Origin of the sequence: Sorangium aterium, from assembly GCF_028368935.1 — a bacterium.
Lineage (GTDB): Bacteria > Myxococcota_A > Polyangia > Polyangiales > Polyangiaceae > Sorangium > Sorangium atrum.
The window spans coordinates 340,446-357,584 of the sequence record NZ_JAQNDK010000003.1; the positions used below are offsets into that span (position 1 = coordinate 340,446).

Annotated in this window: 11 protein-coding genes and 1 pseudogene; 4 read left to right on the forward strand and 8 right to left on the reverse strand. The window is 72.5% G+C overall.

Annotated features, from left to right (window positions below; translation table 11 throughout):
- Positions 1-269: 269 nt before the first annotated feature.
- Entirely contained in the window at positions 270-953 is a 684-nt protein-coding gene (locus tag POL72_RS25660; RefSeq protein ID WP_272098197.1) for a hypothetical protein, read from the reverse strand.
- Between the two features lie 697 nt (positions 954-1,650).
- Here POL72_RS25660 and grxD point away from each other — a divergent pair.
- Positions 1,651-1,965, forward strand: coding sequence for a Grx4 family monothiol glutaredoxin (gene grxD, locus POL72_RS25665; RefSeq protein ID WP_272098198.1), 315 nt, complete (start codon positions 1,651-1,653; stop codon positions 1,963-1,965).
- On the opposite strand, the gene POL72_RS25670 is transcribed toward grxD, so the two are convergent.
- Positions 1,962-2,723: a uracil-DNA glycosylase gene (locus tag POL72_RS25670; RefSeq protein ID WP_272098199.1), complete on the reverse strand. Its 762-nt coding sequence runs from the start codon at positions 2,721-2,723 to the stop codon at positions 1,962-1,964. The genes grxD and POL72_RS25670 overlap by 4 nt on opposite strands.
- Positions 2,720-4,069, reverse strand: a complete 1,350-nt coding sequence (locus POL72_RS25675; RefSeq protein WP_272098200.1) for an esterase/lipase family protein — start codon at positions 4,067-4,069, stop codon at positions 2,720-2,722. The genes POL72_RS25670 and POL72_RS25675 overlap by 4 nt, the downstream gene beginning before the upstream one ends.
- Positions 4,070-4,099: 30 nt before the next feature.
- Between POL72_RS25675 and POL72_RS25680 the strand changes: the two genes are divergently transcribed.
- A complete protein-coding gene (locus POL72_RS25680) occupies positions 4,100-5,314 on the forward strand; it encodes a hypothetical protein (RefSeq protein ID WP_272098201.1) in 1,215 nt (404 codons plus the stop codon).
- A gap of 4 nt (positions 5,315-5,318) precedes the next feature.
- On the opposite strand, the pseudogene POL72_RS25685 reads toward POL72_RS25680, so the two are convergent.
- From POL72_RS25685 to POL72_RS25705, 5 genes and pseudogenes are all read right to left on the reverse strand, one after another.
- A pseudogene (locus POL72_RS25685) lies at positions 5,319-5,920 on the reverse strand (adenine phosphoribosyltransferase).
- Between the two features lie 41 nt (positions 5,921-5,961).
- Positions 5,962-6,738, reverse strand: a complete 777-nt coding sequence (gene surE / locus POL72_RS25690) for a 5'/3'-nucleotidase SurE (protein ID WP_272098203.1) — start codon at positions 6,736-6,738, stop codon at positions 5,962-5,964.
- A gap of 24 nt (positions 6,739-6,762) precedes the next feature.
- Positions 6,763-8,376, reverse strand: coding sequence for an aldehyde dehydrogenase family protein (locus POL72_RS25695; protein ID WP_272098204.1), 1,614 nt, complete (start codon positions 8,374-8,376; stop codon positions 6,763-6,765).
- Between the two features lie 100 nt (positions 8,377-8,476).
- A complete protein-coding gene (locus tag POL72_RS25700; protein ID WP_272098205.1) occupies positions 8,477-10,723 on the reverse strand; it encodes a hypothetical protein in 2,247 nt (748 codons plus the stop codon).
- Positions 10,724-10,822: 99 nt separating this feature from the next.
- Positions 10,823-12,643 carry a c-type cytochrome gene (locus POL72_RS25705; protein WP_272098206.1) on the reverse strand — a complete coding sequence of 607 codons (1,821 nt, stop codon included), beginning with the start codon at positions 12,641-12,643 and terminating at the stop codon, positions 10,823-10,825.
- A gap of 437 nt (positions 12,644-13,080) precedes the next feature.
- Between POL72_RS25705 and POL72_RS25710 the strand changes: the two genes are divergently transcribed.
- Both POL72_RS25710 and POL72_RS25715 read left to right on the forward strand, forming a co-directional pair.
- Positions 13,081-14,706, forward strand: a complete 1,626-nt coding sequence (locus POL72_RS25710; RefSeq protein ID WP_272098207.1) for a TolC family protein — start codon at positions 13,081-13,083, stop codon at positions 14,704-14,706.
- A gap of 173 nt (positions 14,707-14,879) precedes the next feature.
- Entirely contained in the window at positions 14,880-17,096 is a 2,217-nt protein-coding gene (locus tag POL72_RS25715; protein WP_272098208.1) for a sodium-translocating pyrophosphatase, read from the forward strand.
- Positions 17,097-17,139 lie beyond the last annotated feature (43 nt).

Sequence of the window (17,139 nt, forward strand, 5' to 3'; positions counted from 1 at the left end):
ACCTTGCATCTCCCCCGGCGAACAGCGGAGGGCGAAACGTACGACGTCCTTCCGGGTGAGCCATGTCCATCGACCACCGACCCTGCCGAGCAGAGCTTGGGGCGAGCGGGTTCACACAGGGGTGACGTCGCGAGCCGTGCCGCGAGGCGGTGGTGCCAGGGCCACGTGGCGGCAGCGGACGACCGCAGGGCAGCGGACGTCCCGCTGTGCGAGCGGTGGCGCCGCGCCTCGAGGCACGAGGCAGACGGCGCCGGACCGCAGGGACGCGACTACTTCACGTAGATCTGGGCGACGGCGAGGCCGCTGCCGCGGACGGTCATGATGGCCTTCGCGGGGCCGCCGACGGGGAGCGGATTCTTGAAGCAAGTGCCTTTGCCGCCGAGCGTGGCGTTCGGTCCGGTGGTGTTGTCCTGAGAGAGCACCACGGGCGGCAGCATCGGTGCGGGCTGGGCGACGATCTGCAGGTTGAGCTCCTGGACGCCGAGGCCCACGCCGATCACCGAATAACACTTGCCCGGCTGGATATTGAACGGCTGCTCGAGCGTCTGGCCGTCCTGGAACTGCCCGGCAAACGCGCCGCCTTCCGGCTGCATGCCCTGGACCTCGGAGGCCGCCATGGCGGTGAGGATCGGGGTCGCTGCGCTGACCGCGGCAGGCGCGATCGGGGTCGCCTGGCCGGTGCTCGTGCCCGTCGCGGTGGGCGTCTGCGTCGGGGTGGGGGTCGTGGTGGCAGGCGGCGTGTACTGGCCCGGCTGCTGGGTGGGTTGGCCGTACTGGCCCGGCTGGGCGGGCTGACCGTACTGTCCAGGCGGATATTGTCCGGGCGGGTACTGGGTTGACGCCCCGTACTGGTTCTGCATCTGCGACGGGTTGTTCGGCTCCGGGTCGCTGCCGCCGCAGGCGAGGGGCGCGAGGCCGAGCAGGGCCGCTGGGATGAGGACGTGCAAGCGCATACGAGGCTCCTTCAGGGTTGTGCGGGTGAGGCCGCGACAATGGGACGCTCGCCGCACCCGCGGCGGCTCACCGCCGCTGGTCACGGTCGGTGAGACGGCCGAGGTGGGGGCGTGTTCTACAACGACTTGGCAGCGCGAGGCCAGACGCTGCGGTGCAGGCGGCACGAGGCGCGTCCAGCGGGCCGAAAGCGCGGCGTCGCCGGGGCCTGGGTACACAGGTCCTGGAGCACGTTGTCGACCAGCATTCGACGTTCCGGTGTCCGCAGGCGGGCGCGCGCCGTATCGATCGCCCACCGTGTCCCTGCCCGGCCGCGGCCGTCGAGCCCCCTCGGTGGATGCGCTGAGCCCGGTCGGCGCGGCCCACCGACCCTGCGCCCCTCGCGAAGACGCACCTAGCCGTCGCCGCACCCGCCCGAGGATACACTGGTCCCTGCGGCCCTCCATGAGACCCCTGCGGCGCTCCATGAGACCCCTGCGGCGCTCCAGTCCAGTTGACGCGGGCGGAGGGCGACACCAGAAACCCCGTTCACAACCGCGCGCGGGGCGGGGCGGTCACGTGGTCCGCTTGGCGAGCCAAGTGCGGTCCCGTCGCGAGCCCCGCCGGACGCCACGGCGTGCGGCCCGGCGGTCACGCGCCGCTTCTGTGTAGATTGAACAATGGGCGATCCCGCTCGCGGCGGGAGATCAGGAACGAGCCATGAGCGACATCCACCAGGCAATCAAGGATACCGTCGAGAGCAACCGCGTCGTCCTCTTCATGAAGGGCACCAAGACCTTCCCGCAATGCGGGTTCTCGGCGCGGGCCGTCGACATCCTGAAAAAGTGCGGCGTGGACTTCAAGGACGTCAACGTGCTGTCCGACCCCTCGCTGCGCCAGGGGATCAAGGACTACTCGCAGTGGCCGACGATCCCGCAGGTCTATGTGGACGGGAAGTTCGTCGGCGGCTCCGACATCCTGATGGAGATGTTCCAGTCGGGCGATCTGCAGAAGCTCCTGTCGAACCAGAGCTAACGTCCGGATCGCTCGGGGGCGCGAAGCCCTGCTGCGCTCACCGCGCGGCGCAGGACCTCGTCGAACATGTCGCCGGTGAGCCGCCCCGTCTGGGTGTTCTGCTGGCTGACGTGATAGCTGCCGAAGAGCAGCGCCGCCGCGGCGCCGCCGCGCGGATCGGGGATCGACGCCTCCACGCCGTGCGCGAACGGCGGCAGGCGTGGGTGAGCTTCCGCGCGATCCCCCGCGGACGCGCGGCGTGCCCGGGCGAGCGCGCCGACGGCGTCATAGCCGATCTTGCCGAGCGCGAGGTAGACGCGCGCCCGATGCAGCGCCGCGAGCTCTCGGTCGATCCACCCACGACACGCCGCGAGCTCGGCGATCGTGGGCTTGTTGTCCGGGGGGGCGCAATGGCAGGGGGCGGTGATGAACACGCCCCGAAGCGAGAGCCCATCGTCGCGCGAGGTGCTCGTCGGCTGCGAGGCGAGCCCCGCTCGATAGAGCGCCGCGTAGAGAAAGTCGCCCGATCGATCGCCCGTGAACATGCGACCGGTGCGGTTCCCGCCGTGCGCCGCCGGGGCGAGCCCGACGATCACGAGCGGCGCGTCCGGATCGCCGAAGCCCGGCACAGGGCGGCCCCAGTAGGTCTGGTCCCGGTAAGCGCGCCGCTTCTCTCGCGCGACGTCCTCGCGCCACGCGACGAGCCGCGGGCAGCGCCGGCACTCGACGAGCTCCGCCGTGATCTGAGCGAGCGCGCGCGCCGCGCCGCCGCGGCTCACGCGGCGGGCTCGCCGCGCGCGCTCGTCGAGGCGCTGGTCTGCTCGAGGTCTACGCCGCGCTCCGACGCGCGCGCGTCAGCGAGCGGGCGCGGCGGCGCCGCCGCGTGCTCTGCCAGGCCGCCCTGCTCGCCGGCCACCATCCCGGTCACGATGCGGTCGAGCACCGCGTCGAAGCGCAGGCGATTGAAGCGGGCTCCGCTCGCCAGCCAGTCGATGTGCCCGCCCTTGCCCGGAAAATGGCCGACGATGTCCAGGTGGTCGGCCTTGCCGGCCCAGATGAGCTCCCCCCAGACCTGCGAGGCGAGCGGGACCACGCCGTCGTTGGCGTCCGGCGGCGGCAGCTCGCCGAGCACGCGCGCGAGCTTCTGCTCGATCGAGCCGTCATGGGAGCGGCAAGGGTAGTGCTCGTTCAGGCGGGCGGTGATGTTCGACAGCGCGGTGAAGATGGCAGCCGACATGGCCCCCCACGGCGACCGGAGCGCCGATACCCAGTCACGGACGGCGTTGCGTGGCGCGTACGTCGCGACGCTCTGGTACCGCAAGCCTGCGCGGTCCTCGAGGCCGGCGTGGAGCAGATCCATCGCCTCGGGCATGAGCTGGACGATGGCGCCCTGGTCGTCGCGCAAGAGCTTCAGCCAGGCGCGCAGCTCGCGGCTCGACGCGTCGTCGAGCACGCGGATGAAGCTCTCGACCGCGCGATCGATGAGCTCGATCTCGAAGAAGCCGAGCTGCGCCCGGCCGAAGGCGGCGACCAGCGCCGACGCGGCCGCGAGCGGAGGCGCGCCGAGCTTGAGGCCGGCCACCGTCAGCGCGGTGACGGCGTAGAGCAGGCGCTGGCCGCTCACCGTGGCGAAGAAGGCGGCGAGCGGGGTGCCGAAATGAGGCGTGTTGATGGTGGTGACGGACCGCAGCCGGCTCGTCCAGCCGAGCCTGCGATGAGCGTTCCCGGGGAGCCGCGCCGTCGGCGAAGCGACGAGGCGGGCGTCCAGGCCTCCGGTCGAGTGGCCTACGATGTGGATAGGGCCGTCATCGTCTCCGGCGCTCTCGTCGACGAGGCGGGCGAGCTTCGCCGCCCGGCGGAGGATGGAGGCCGTCGGGTGGACCTCGCAGACGTGGATCTCGACGATCCGGCCGCGATCGCGGAACCGCTCCTCGATCGCGCGGATGAAGTGCTCGAAATACTCGAGGGAGGCGAGGGTCGCGAAGCCGAACATGCCCGGCGACAGGTAGACGCGCGTCTTCTGCACGCGCGGGAATGTGACATGCCCGCCGGCCCTCCGCGGCATTTCCATCGCCGCCCGCGCCTGCGGCCACGGCAGCCGGGCGGCGTGAAGAAGCGGCGGCATGCCGGCCGCAAATCCGGCTACCCTGCGAGCGTGGACGACCCCAGCGCGCGGGAGATCGAGGCGGCTGTACAGGAGGCCCTGGGCCTGTTTGGAACATCAGGCTCGGTGAGCGTGCAGGGGCGCCAGATCGCGCTGCGTGGGCGCGGTGCGCCCGTGGCCATTGATCTGGAGCAGCTGGTCGAGCAGTGGCCGCTTCTGCCGCAAGAGCTGCGCACGCGTAAGGCGTCCGACATCGCGCGGCGGCTCGCTCAGGCGCACCGCGCGGTGAGCTCGCTCGCGCCGCCAGCGCCGGCCGCCCGGGTCCGGCCAGCGCGGCACCTCGTGATCCCCGTCGGCGTGATCGCGCTCGTGGTGGTCGGCGCGCTCTTCGCGTCGCGCATGTTCCGATCGCGCGAGGCCCCGGCCGCCTCGCCCACAGAGCCGGAGACGACCGCCGGCGAGGATGCGGCGCGGAACGCGCGCACGTGCGAGGCCGCGCGCAAGCGGATCTACGCCGGCGCTTCCATGGGGCCCTTCGAGCTCGCGGGCTGGGCCGCCGAGCTCTGGCTGGCGATGCCGCGCGGCGCCGCCGCAGCGGAGGTCGCCGCCGGCGCCGGGGAACCTCCAGCCCTGACCGCCGAGTCCGTGGGGCTGGGCGCGCTCATCGCGCAAGGCAAGCTGACGGCGGGCGCCGACGCCGATCTCGCCGCGATCACCGACGGGGTCGTGGAGATCGTCCCCGGGTTCGACGCGGAAGAGGCGAAGCGCTCGCCGTCGTGGCGCGCGATCACCGCGCGCTTCTCCGGCGGATACGCGCGGGCATACTTCGATCCCGCGCACCGGGCGCGCTTCGTCGCGCTCGGCGATCGCATGGCCGACGCGTCCGCCGCGGCGCTGGGCGCCCTGTACGCGCGCTGCGCGCACCTGCCCTACCACGACGCAGGCGCCTGGTTCCGCGGCTCGGATCCGGCCGCGGCGGCGACGGCGCTCGTCTATGCGTCCGGCCTCTTCGCCGAGATGTCGGCGGTCGATCGAGGGGCGCTCGCTGCGCTGCCAGGGGTGGGGCCGATCGACGCCTTGCGCGGCGCCGGCGCCTCGCTCGACGCGGCGAGCCTTGGCAAGCTGGTGGGGGCGCACGGCGGGGGCATCACGAAGGGCGGCACGGGCGCGGTCGTCATCACGTTCCCCGTCGGCGGGCCGACCCGGGCGACGACCGCGAGCCGCACCGTCGCGCGCAAGCTGCAGGTCGGCGTGGGCCAGGAGTGAACGCTCACTCGCCCGCGGCGAAGTGAACGATCGAGAAGACCGGCGCCGCGTCGCCGGCGCGCTCCGCGAGGAGCGCCCGACCGCCGAGGAAATCGAGCTCGACGACGAAGGCGAAGCCGGCGACCTCGCCGCCCTGCTTGCGCGCGAGCTCCGCCGCGGCCGAGGCCGTGCCGCCGGTAGCGAGCAGGTCGTCCACGATGAGGACCCTGGCCCCCGGCCTGATCGAGCCCTTGTGCATCTCGAGCTCTGCCGTGCCGTACTCGAGCGCGTACGCCACGCGATCGGTCGCGGCCGGGAGCTTGCCGGGCTTGCGCACGGGCACGAAGCCGGCGTTGAGCCGGGCCGACAGCGCGCCGCCGAAGATGAAGCCCCGCGACTCGACGCCGACCACGACGTCGACGTGCTCGCCGACGAAGCGCTGGGCCAGGAGATCCAGCGTGATGTGGAGCGCCCGCGGATCCGCGAGGAGCGGCGTGATGTCCTTGAAGAGGATCCCGGGCTTCGGAAAATCCGGGACGTTCCGGAGGTGCGCCTTGAGGTAACGGAGCGCGTGCTCGGAGGGCAGGGCGTCGTGATTGAACATGACGCGAGCCTAGGCGAGCGCATTCGAGCCGGAAAGCGCTCCACGCGTCGCGATGCGAGCTACGTCAGGCGACGTGGCCGTCGTTGAGCTCCGCGGCGAGGAGGCCTGCGATGCCCTCGTGCTGCGCGGCGAAGAGGTCGAGCGTCAGCGGCGTGACGCTGACGGCCCCTTCGTCGTAGGCCTCGGTGTCCGAGCCGGGGACGAGGTCGTGGCGTACGCCCGCGCCGCCGATCCAGAGGTACTCGTGCCCGCGCGGATCCCGGCGAAAGATCACCTCTTCTGTGTACAAGCGCGCGCCGATGCGAGTGGCTCGCACGGGCCAGCTGCTGCCCGCAGGGATGTTGACATTGAGCAGCGGCGCTGGCCGGCGCCCCTCCTGCCCGGCGGCGCGGTGGAGGGCGAGGGCGAGCTTGACGCCGAGCGCCGCGGCGGCCGGGAGCGACGCGCCTGCATCGGCGGAGAGCGCGATCGACGGGACGCCGCGGAGCGCTCCTTCTCGCGCGGCGGCCACGGTGCCCGAGTAGAAGATGTCGGCGCCCAAGTTGAGCCCGTGGTTCATGCCCGACACGACCAGATCGGGGCGCCGCGGCAGCACGCGCGCGCCGGCGTGAAGGGCGACGTAGATGCAGTCGGCGGGCGTCCCGTCGACCGCGAACACGCCAGGCGCAGCCTCCAGGAGCCGGAGGACGCGGTGCAGGCTCAGGGAGTGGCTCGTCGCGCTCTGGTTGACCGCGGGGGCGCACACCACCACGTCGGCGTGCTGGGCGAGCTCGTCCCGCACCGCGATCAGGCCCGGGGCCGAGTAGCCGTCATCGTTGGAGAGGAGGATCAGAGGGCGCATGCGTTCGCTCGATGGGTCTCTGGATCAGCGGCCGAGCAAGCGCCTCGCGAGCGCGGCGACGAGCTCGACGAGGGCGCTGATGCGGCCGAACCATGCGGCTCCACCTCGCGCCCGCGCCATCGCGAAGGCGACGGTCCGGAGCGCGGGCGTATAAGGGTACCACCACAGCTCGCTCTTCGCCCTGCTGCGGTCCTCGAGCAAGAAGCGCGGCCGCGTCAGCTCCGCGAGCGCGTGTGGGCTGCTCGTGACGCCGTAGCCGCTGTCTCCCGCCCCCGTCCACGGCGCAGCGGGGAGCGCGCCCGTGAAGCCGTGGTTGTTGATCGTCACCACGCCGGAGCGCAGCCGTCGCGCGAGCGCGTGGGCCCGCTCGTAGCCGCGGGTCCAGAGGCTGGTCGTGAGCGCGAAGCGGGATGCGTTGGTGCGCGCGATCGCCTCCTCGGCGTCCTTCACCACGATGACGGGAAGAACGGGGCCGAAGGTCTCCTCCCGGAGCAGCGGCGTGTCCTCGCGCTCCACCTTGAGGACCGTCGGCGGGAAGGCGAGCGAGCCCTCTTCCGGCGCGCCGCCTGCGAGGATCTCCGCCCCGCCCTCGACGGCCGCCTCCAGCTGATGCCGCACGAGCTCCGCCTGCCTCGCCGTCGTCATCACGCCGACGTCGACGCCGGCCCGGAGCTGCCCCGTGAGCTCGACGACGCGCGCGATGAAGCGGTCCGCGATCGCCTGCTCCACGTAGACGCGCTCGATGGAGGCGCAGTTCTGTCCGGCGTTCGTGAAGGCGCCCCAGAGGACGCCGCGCGCGGCGCGCTCCAGATCGCAGTCGCCGAGCACGATGGCGCTGTCCTTCCCGCCGAGCTCCAGCGACGTCGGGATGAGGCGCTCGGCGCACGCGACGGCGATCTTCTTGCCAGTGGCGACGCTGCCGGTGAAGACGACGAGATCGACGCCGGCTCCGACGAGCGCGGCGCCGAGGTCGCTGCCGCCCTGCGCGACGGCGAGGACGCCGTCCGGGAGCAGCCCGTCGAACAGCGAGGTGACGAGCGCGCCGGAGCGCGGCGTGACCTCGCTCGGCTTGAAGACCACGGCGTTGCCCGCGAGCAGCGCCGGCACGATCGTGCGCAGCGGGATCGCGACAGGGTAGTTCCAGGGCGTGATGAGCGCGACGACGCCGCGAGGATCCCTCTGGATGCGCCCGACCTTGCCGGGGTAGGCGAGCGGGTCGAGCGCGACGGGGGAGTCGTCGAGGAGCTCCTCGATGGAGCGGGTCCAGTAGTCGATGAGATCCGCGTTCGGGAGCACTTCAGCGAGCGCGGCCTCCTCGATCGGCTTGCCGCACTCGCGGTGCACGAGCGTCGCGATCTCCTCGGCCCGCGCGAGCAGGCGCTTCTTGACGCGCGCGACGAGCTCGGCGCGCTCCCTGATCGGGACCTCGGCCCAGGCGACCTGCGCCGCCCGCGCTCTGGCGACGATCGTCGCGAGGGCGCCGAGCTCTGTCTCCGCCACGTCGTCGAGCGGCGCTCCCCCTGCCGGGCTGCGCAGAGGGAAGGGACCGGAGCTCGCCACCCTGACGGACGCTGACGACGATGCGTCGCCAGCTGCGGCGCCGGCGTCGTGGGGAAGGGGAGTCGTCTCGGAATTCATGGGGCGCGGAGCCTAGCACCGCGCCCCTGTCCCTCTGCATGGGGCATGCGGTGACCCCAAGGGAGCAGGCCCCGACCGGACGGGCCGGGGGCGCGGGTTTCTACGGAGCGGGATCAGGCGTCGGTGCAGTCTCCTCGGCGGGAGCGGGCGCAGCGCCCTCACCGTCCGGGGTGGCGGTGCCGGCGGCGCTGCCTTTCCGCTTCGTGGGCCGGTCGGGCGCCGGGCTCGCCGCGGAGGGCGTGATCGACACGACCGTCTGCTTGCGGCAACCGACGATGACCGCCTGACCGGCGGAGAGCCATGCGGGGGTCGACGTCTTCTCCGTCGTCAGCTTACCGAGCCGCACGTAACGCGTCCCGCAAGGCACATCGAGCGTCTCTCCGGTGCTTCCGGCGAGCGAGCCGTTCACATACACCGACGCTCGCTCTGGCGAGTTGACCGTCAGGTGGCCCCGGTTTGACGGCAGATCCTCGGCTTTGCCTGCGGCCGGCGCAGCGCTCGCTTCGGGCGCGGCGCTCGCTTCGGGGGCAGCGCTCGCCTCGGGCGCAGCGCTCGCCGCCGGCGTCGCGGTCTCGACCGCGGACGGTGCAGCGGGCGCCGTCTCGGTGGGCGCAGCGGTCGGCGTCGGCGCGGTGGTCGGCGGCTGCTCGGTTGCGCTCTGGGTCGCTCCGGGAGACGTGGTGTCGGGGGCGACGTTGGGGAGGGGAGCGGGCTCGGAGCCGAACACGCCGAGCTTGTACGCGACCGCTGCGCCGCCCACGAGGAGCGCCACGGCTGCGATCACGAGGCCCACGGGAGAGCGCGGGCGCGGCGGCGGGCGCACGGTGATGCCGGCGTCCGCGGTCGGCCGCGTCGTGACGTGGTCGGAAGGCTTCACGTCCTTGTCGGCCGGGAGGGGCGGATCCTTGGTGATGACCTTCGGGAGAAGGTCACGGTCGGCCGCCTTCGGCCTGGACCTGCGATCCGCTTCGTCGCTGGCGTCTCTGGACAGCGTTCCGGGCGACGCAGCGCCGGTCTCTTCCGCGACCGAGCGCGCGATGGCCTGAGCTTCGGACCGCGCGGAGCGGACCGCCGTTTCCTCGTCTTCGAGGCCCTCGGGGCGGGAACGAATGACGGTGGGCTCGTCCTCGAGCATGCCGCGGATCACGGTCGGTTCATCGTCGACCATCTCGCGGCTGAACTCTTGCTCGCTGGCAGGCTCCCCCATCGCGCGCCGGGTGGCGACGGCGATCTGATCGGGCGCCTTCGGGGTGACCGGCTCCCCGGAGGACGACGGCGCGCGGGCGGTGACCGCCTCGAGCGTCGGGGCGTCGTCCGCGGCGCGCGACGCGGTCGTGGCGTGCGCCTCCGCGCGGTCGGGCAGGGATCTGCGCTCCGCGCGCGCCTCGGCATCCGGCGTCGGCCTTCGCTCGGCCGGGAGCTTCAGCGCTGCTGCGGGCCTCTGGCCGGGTTCCGGCTCGTCGGGGAGGAGCCCCGCGAACGAGAGCTCGCTGTCGCTCTCCGCCACCTTGGGCCGCGCGGCGACGTCCTCGTGAGGGAAGAACGGCTTCGTCTCTGCGCGCGGGCTGGAGCCCCGGGCCGGGGGCACCGCTGCAGCGGGCGCATCCTTGGCCTGGGCACCTGACCTGGCAGCGGGCGCCGTGACCTTGGCCGCTGTTCTGGCTGCCTCTCTCGGCTTCAGCTCGGCGGCCTCCGCGGGCGGGCGGTAGGTCTCCTGAGCGCCGGCGGGGGGACCCGCGTCAGCTCGCGGGAGATCGAGCGATGCGGCGGGCCTCGCGACCGGCTTCCCGGGTGAGCTGGGAGGCGGCGCAGGGTTGCGCGCCGGCGTCGCCGCGGCCGGCTTGACGGCCCCCGCCTTGACCCCGCTCGCCGCGGGCGTGGCCCCTGCGGGCGCCTTTACCGGCGGCTGTGGCGGCGTCTTCGCCGGAGATTGCTGCGGCGCCTTCGCGGCAGCTGCGGGCTGCTTCGCGGCGCTGGCCGCCGCGGTCTGCGGCGCCTGCGCGGCGATCTGGCGCGCATCGGCCGCCGGGCTAAAGGCGTCGATGCCACCGACGTCGTCGAGGACGGGCTCGAGGGAGCGCGGCGCAGACGGTCCGCTCGCTGCGACCGCGCTGGCCGCCGCCGCCGTCCGTGCTTCGTTCGCCGGCGACGTTTCCGTCGAGCTGAACCTGGGGTCGGGCGAGGCCGCGCCCGCCGTGTCGTTGGCGATGGCGCCGGGCGCCTCGCCGCGATGCGGGACGAGCTCGGCGGAGGCCGCGAGCTGCGCCCGAGTACGAGGCGCAGCGGCGTTCCGCTGCACCCGGTGGAGGAGCCCTTCGAGGGTGGCGACTTTTTCGGCGACGTTCACGCCGCGCCAGCATATCGCGGCTCGGCGCTCGTTACATCATTCGCGGTGATGCGGCGCGATCAGGCGGGCTCACCAGCCGAAAATCCCGCCGGAAGAGGGTCAGAGGGTCTCGAGGTAGGCGACCAGATCGTCGAGCTGGGCGTCCGAGAGGTGGGACGTCTTGCCGTGCCGGTCGCCGCCGCCGCAGGCGGGGTTGGTGAACCGGTCCTTCAGCGTCGGCGCGCACCCGTCGTGCATGAACGGCGCGCGCGCGCCGATGCGGACCAGCGACGGCACCTGGAAGGGCTTTCCCGTGCCGACGTCGAACGACTCGTTGCTCGTGAGCTGAGCGCCCGCGTGGCAGCTCGCGCAGTCGACGGCCTTGTCGTGGAAGAGCGCGTCGCCGCGCGCGACGGCCTCCGCGTCGGGCGCCGACGACACCGGCGGAGCGGGCAGGCTGTCGATCCACCGCGCGAAGACCTTCACCCGGCGCGGTCCCTGGTGCATGCCGCCCATGCGGCGCTCGAAGACCTCGTCCATGATGGCTTCGATACCGGACATATCGCCATCCCAGTGGAACGGCGCGGTGTTGAGGATGCCGCCGCTGACGAACTGGGTGCGCCGCGGGCCGATGGGGTTGAAGACCCAGGTATGGCTGTCCTCGCCTCCCTCGGGATGGCACGACGCGCAGGCCATCGGTCCGGACGCGTTCCGGTGGAACATCTCGTGGCCGGTATCCTTCCGGCTCTCCCCGGGGAGCGTGATGACCTGGGTGACGCGGTTGCCGGTGGCGTTGATTTCCCCGAGGATCTGGAGGCCCGCCGGTTCACGGGTCTGGACCACCACGGAGCTGCCAGCGAACGCGACGGCCGTGGGCTCGCCTTCCACGGCGACGCGCTGCTCCGCCTCGATGCAGGTCCCTTCGGGGGCACCCTTCGCCACGTTCAAGTTCGCGCTGCTGGTCACGAGGATCTCGCTCCTGCCGGCCGCGACGACCGCATACGAGAGGCCGTCATCGGACACCGCGACATCGACCGGCAGGGTGGCGGAGGGGAGGGCAGCGGCCAGGTTCGGCTGGCCGTCGGAGTCGGGCGTCCCGACCTCCGAGACCGTGCTGTGGACGACGCTCCCATCGCATCCGCCGGAGCTGTAGCCCCCCTCCACGATCTCGACCGGCGCGATCAAGGCGCGCTGGTGGACCATCGCGACACCGCCTGTCGGCAGCTTGATCGTCCGCCAGGCGACGGTCGGCGCGAACTCCTGCCCGAACAGGTTGAACTTCGGTAGCTTCTTTTGCTCCATGACGGCGCCGTCCGCTCCGATGGTGAGCAGCTCGGCAGACCGGAACTTGCTGACCAGGAGGCGATCCCCGTCCACGACCACGTCGCGCAGATCGCGATCGAGCTTCAGGCGGCGTGTCGCCGCGCCGGGACCGGCCGGGAGCGTGACGAGCTCGCCGCCGACGCAGGCGACGTGGAGCTCGTCGGTCTGCGCATCGTAGGCGATCCCCCGCGGGGCCGGGCACACGTCGCGCCTGTCGACGATCGTCCCGCTGTCCGCGTCGACGGTCACGATCGCGCCGCCGCGGCGGAGCGCGACGTGGAAGCGACCCGCGTCGTCCTCGACGACCCTGCCCGGCTCGTCGCCCTTCTGCAGGGCGATCTCCGCGGTCAGCTTCTGCGCCTGGAGATCGACGATCCACACCCGGTCGCGATCCGGATCCGCGGCCACCGCCCGGAGGGCGCTCTTGCTCACGGCGAGCGTTCCGCCGCTGATGGCGGGCGGCGGCTCCGCCGCGACCGCGACGCTCCCGGGATCACCGATGTCGGGGGTGTCGTCCTCACCGAGCTCCCACGGAGCGCAGGCGGCAAAGGATGATCCGATCACAAGGATGGCGAGGAACGGGGAGAAGCTGCGGCGCGACGCAAGCAGTCTATGCATGAGGGCCTCCGGTCCGCCGCCAAGCAAGATGGCGGCCACTTCATTCGATGTTCTTCCATCCGATTGCGCGCGGCAATACGTGTTGCCGCGGAGAGAGCGACGTATTCCTGCCGTCCATAACGCGCGTGAACGGGGTTGGATGGCGCGTCTGGCGAGGGTCCCGTGCTGCGCATCGGCGATGACGTCCCTGCTGTCGTGGCCCATTGCGGCACGGCATGACGAGCGCGCCAGACCATCGTGTCCGGCGCGGCCCAGGACGGTGCGCGGCGCGGTCACGGCATCACGCGGGCCCGGGGCGCAAGCACGCCGTGCGCCGAGAGCGCGGGCTGCCCGGTCACCTTCGCCAGACGGCGAGGCGAGCGATCGCCGAGACGCGATGCGTGGGATCGCCTGTGACTTGACGGGTGCTCTCGCCGCCCATAAGTGACCCACCGGTCATGAAAAGCACCGCACCCTCGTCTCGACGCAGCATCTCGCTGGCTTCGACGCTCGCCGGGCTGCTCGCCCTCGGGCTCATCGCCTCACCGGCTGCGGGGCAGCCGGCCGCTCCCCGACCGGCGGCACCGCAGCCGGTCACCCCGCCGCCCGCCCCGGCGCCTCCTCCCGCGGGCCAACCGCAGCCTGCCGTCGCTGCGGCCCAGCCGGCGGCGCCGAAGGCCGATCCGCTCGCCACGGCCCTCGCGCCGCAGCCGGGAGGGCTGACGCCGGACGATGTCGCGAAGGCTGCGCTGCAGACGCGCGCGTCGCTCCGCGCCAAGCAGGCCGATCTCCGCGCGGCGTCGGCGAAGGTCGACCAGGCCATGGTCAATTTCTTTCCCCGGCTGACTGCGACGGCGACCTACACGCGCCTCTCCGAGGTCGAGAGCGCGGGGCTCGGAGGCGGTGGCATCGTCGGCGCGAGCAGCGAAGGGTTGATCAAGGTCGGTCCATGTCCGCCCGACGTGCAAGGCCAGTGCGTCGTCGACAGCGCGGGGCGGCCGGTGGGGGCCGCCTCCCTGTCCTTTCCGGCGCCTCTCAACAGCATTTCGCTCACGGCGAATCTTGCCGTCCCCATCTCGGACTACGTGTTCCGCATCTCGCAGGGATACGCCGCCGCGTCCCACGCGGAGAGCGCGAAGAAGCTCGAGCTCCAGGCGGAGACGCTGCAGGCCGCGGCCGACGCGAAGGTCACCTTCTTCAACTGGGTCCGCGTGAAGGGGCAGGTCGTCGTGGCAGGTGAGGCGGTGTCTCAGGCGAGGGCGCACGTCGAGGACGCGCGCCGCACCTTCGAGGTGGGCCTGCTCTCGCGCGCCGACGTGCTCCGGCTCGAGGCCCAGGTGGCCGGCGCGGAGCAGGTGCTCAACGAGGCTCAAGCCGCGCTCCTGGTCGCGGATGACCAGATCCGGATCGCGCTCGGCGCCGGGCAGGAAAGGCCGCTCACGCTGGGGATCGACGTGATGGGCAGCGCGCCTGCGAAGCCGCCCGCCGAGGCGCTCCCGGCGCTGGTGCAGGAGGCGCTTCAGAGGCGCCTCGAGATCCGCGCGCTCGACGAGACGCAGTACTCGCTCGAGAAGGCCGAGGCGGTCGCGAGGGCCGGCTACTTCCCGCGCGTGGACGGGTTCGCCGATCTCACCTACGCGAACCCCAACCAGCGCATCTTCCCGACGCAGGACAAGTTCGCCATGACATGGTCCGCCGGCGTCCGCGCCACGTGGGTCGTCAACGACATCTTCACCACCGCGGGCGCCTCCGCCGAGGCGAACGCCCGCACCACGCAGATCGCGGAGCAGAAGGCCGCGCTGCGCGACGCCCTCCGCCTCGAGGTGGCCTCGGCGTATGCGGAGCTGAGCAAGGCTTCGAGCAGCATCGAGTCTTCAGAGCGCCAGCTCGCGGCGGCCGCGGAGTCGATGCGCGTCAGGTCCGAGTTGTTCCGGGCAGGACGGGCCACGAGCGTCGACGTGGTCGACGCCGAGGGCGAGGTGACGCGCGCGCGGCTCCAGCAGCTCAACGCGCGCGTCGGCGCGCTCGTCGCCAAGACCCGGCTGGACCACGTCGTCGGGCGCGACGCGAAGGACCTGAAATGACCCGGCCGCGCGCGTCTTCTTCGCTTGCACGGCCCACCTGGCCGGAGTAGGGAAGGCGTGCGCCGCTGCAGCGCGGGTTCCTGCGGCGCGTTTGTCGATACCGCGGCAACCACCCGCATCATCCCTCACCGGCCGAGGTAGCGCGTCCACGGTGCGCGCCCGGTCCGCCCGTCATGACGGAGCTTGCGCTCACCCTCAGCGGCGGCCTGCTCGGGCTCGCCTTTGCGGCTTACCTCGCTCGCTGGGTCGTCGCACGCCCCGCGGTCGAGCCCGAGATGCTGCGCGTTGCCGCGATCATCCAGGGGGTCGCGGAGGCGTACTTTCGCCGCCAGAGCAGCGTGATCGGCGCGGTCTCGGCGATGCTCGGCGGCGCCATCTTCCTCGCTTACGGCCTCCTCCGGCGCGCCGGGGAGAACAACCCGGTGCCAGCGCTGGAGCTCGGTGTCTGGCTGACGCTCTCGTTCGCGGTCGGGGCCGCCAGCGCGGTCGCGACCGGCCGCGTCGCCACCTGGATCGCGCCCCGCACCAGCGTGCGCGCCGCGAGCGGCGCCCGCCGCTCGCTCGATCTCGCGCTGCAGATCGCCCTCCGCGGCGGCGCCGTTTCGGGGCTCTTCGTCGCGAGCATGAGCCTGCTCGGCCTCGGCGGCCTGTTCGCCGCGGTCCTCGCGTTCCGTGGCGGCTTCGGCGCCGAGCCGGCCGAGGCGCTCGCGCTCGCCCCGACCATCCCCTGGGTCATCGCCGGTTACCCGCTCGGCGCCTCCTTCGCCGCCCTGATGGCGCAGCTCGGCGGCGGCACCTTCTCCAAGGCGGCCGACCTCGGCGCGGACCTCGCCGGCGCGGAGGTCGGGCTCGACGAGGACGACCTCCAGAACCCGGCCACGATCGTCGACCTGGCGGGCGATACGGTCGGCGACTGCGCCGGGCGCGCGGCCGGCGTCTTCGCCTCGACCGTCGCCGAGAACGCGGGCGCCATGGTGGTCGGCGCGATGCTCTTCCGCAACAACGCCGGGCTCCCGAGCGCCCTCGCCGTCGTGCTCTTCCCGCTCGTCAGCCGCGCGTTCGGCCTCATCGCGACGCTCTTCGGCGTCATGGTGGTCAAGACCGACGACCGGGAGGACGCCTTCAACGCCCTCGTGCGGGGTCTCTACGTCACGGCCACCCTCCACGCCGTCGGCATCGCCGGGGCCGCCAAGTGGCTGCTCGACGCCCACTGGGTCGTCTTCTTCGCGTGCGGCGTGATCGGCATCGTCGCCGGCATCGGCGTGCTGCACGTCACGCAGTACTACACCGAGCAGCGGCACCGCCCGGTGCGCGAGCTCGCCGAGGCGGCGCGCAGCGGCTCCGCGATGGCGGTGCTGCGCGGGCTCGCCATCGGCCTCGAGAGCTCGGTGCTCCCGCTCCTGGTCGTCGTCGGCGCCACCTTCGGCTCCTACCTGCTCGGCGCCCGCTCCGGGCTCGCCGGGGGTGGCCTGTTCGGCACCGCGGTCGCGACGATGGGGATGCTGGGCACCTCGGGCTACGTCCTCGCCATGGATGCGTTCGGCCCCATCGTGGACAACGCGGGCGGCATCGTCGCCGTGACCGTCGCCCGCGAGCGGCCGGACGTGCGTGGCCGCACCCTCGTGCTCGATGCCGTCGGGAACACGACCAAGGCGCTCACGAAGGCGTACACGGCCGGGGTGGCCGCGCTCGCCTCGCTGCTGCTCGTCGCGGGCTACCTCGATGAGTCCCGGCGCCGCGCTCTGGCGTCGAGCGCGCCGATCCGCGGCGAGACGACCGCGATGGTCCTGCGCCTCGACCGGCCCGAGGTCTATCTCGGCGCCCTGGTCGGGATCCTCCTTGTCTTCTGGCTGGCCGGCCGCTGCATTCGCAACGTCCTCCAGGCTGGCCGACGTGTCCTCGACGAAGTGAGGCGCCAGGCCCGGGCCCGTCCGCCGGGTTTCGTCGGCGACCACGAGCCCTGCGTCGAGATGGTCTCTCGGGCAGCGCTGCGCCACATGATCGCGCCGGCCCTCGTCTCCGTGGCGGTGCCCGTCGTCGTGGGACTTGCCTTGCGCTTTGCAAGGACGGAAGATAATCCTCTGGTCGCGGCCGATTCAGTCGCGGCCCTGATCATGGCCGGGACGGTCGCAGGCGTCCTCGGGTCGCTCTTCTTGGGGAATACCGGGGCGATCTGGGACAATGCGAGGCAGTACATCGCGACCGGCGCGCACGGTGGGCGCTACCTTGTCGACGAGACGGGGGCGCGGGCGGACAACCCCACCTATGGTGCCGCCGTCGTTGGCGACACGATCGGCGATCCGCTCAAGGACGTGGCCGGTCCCGCGATCCACGTGCTCATCAAGATGCTCCCCGCCGTGACCATCGTGTTCTTGCCGTTCTTCATCTGATGACGGTTCTTCACCCAGCGGGATTTGCCAAGAGATCCCGTTC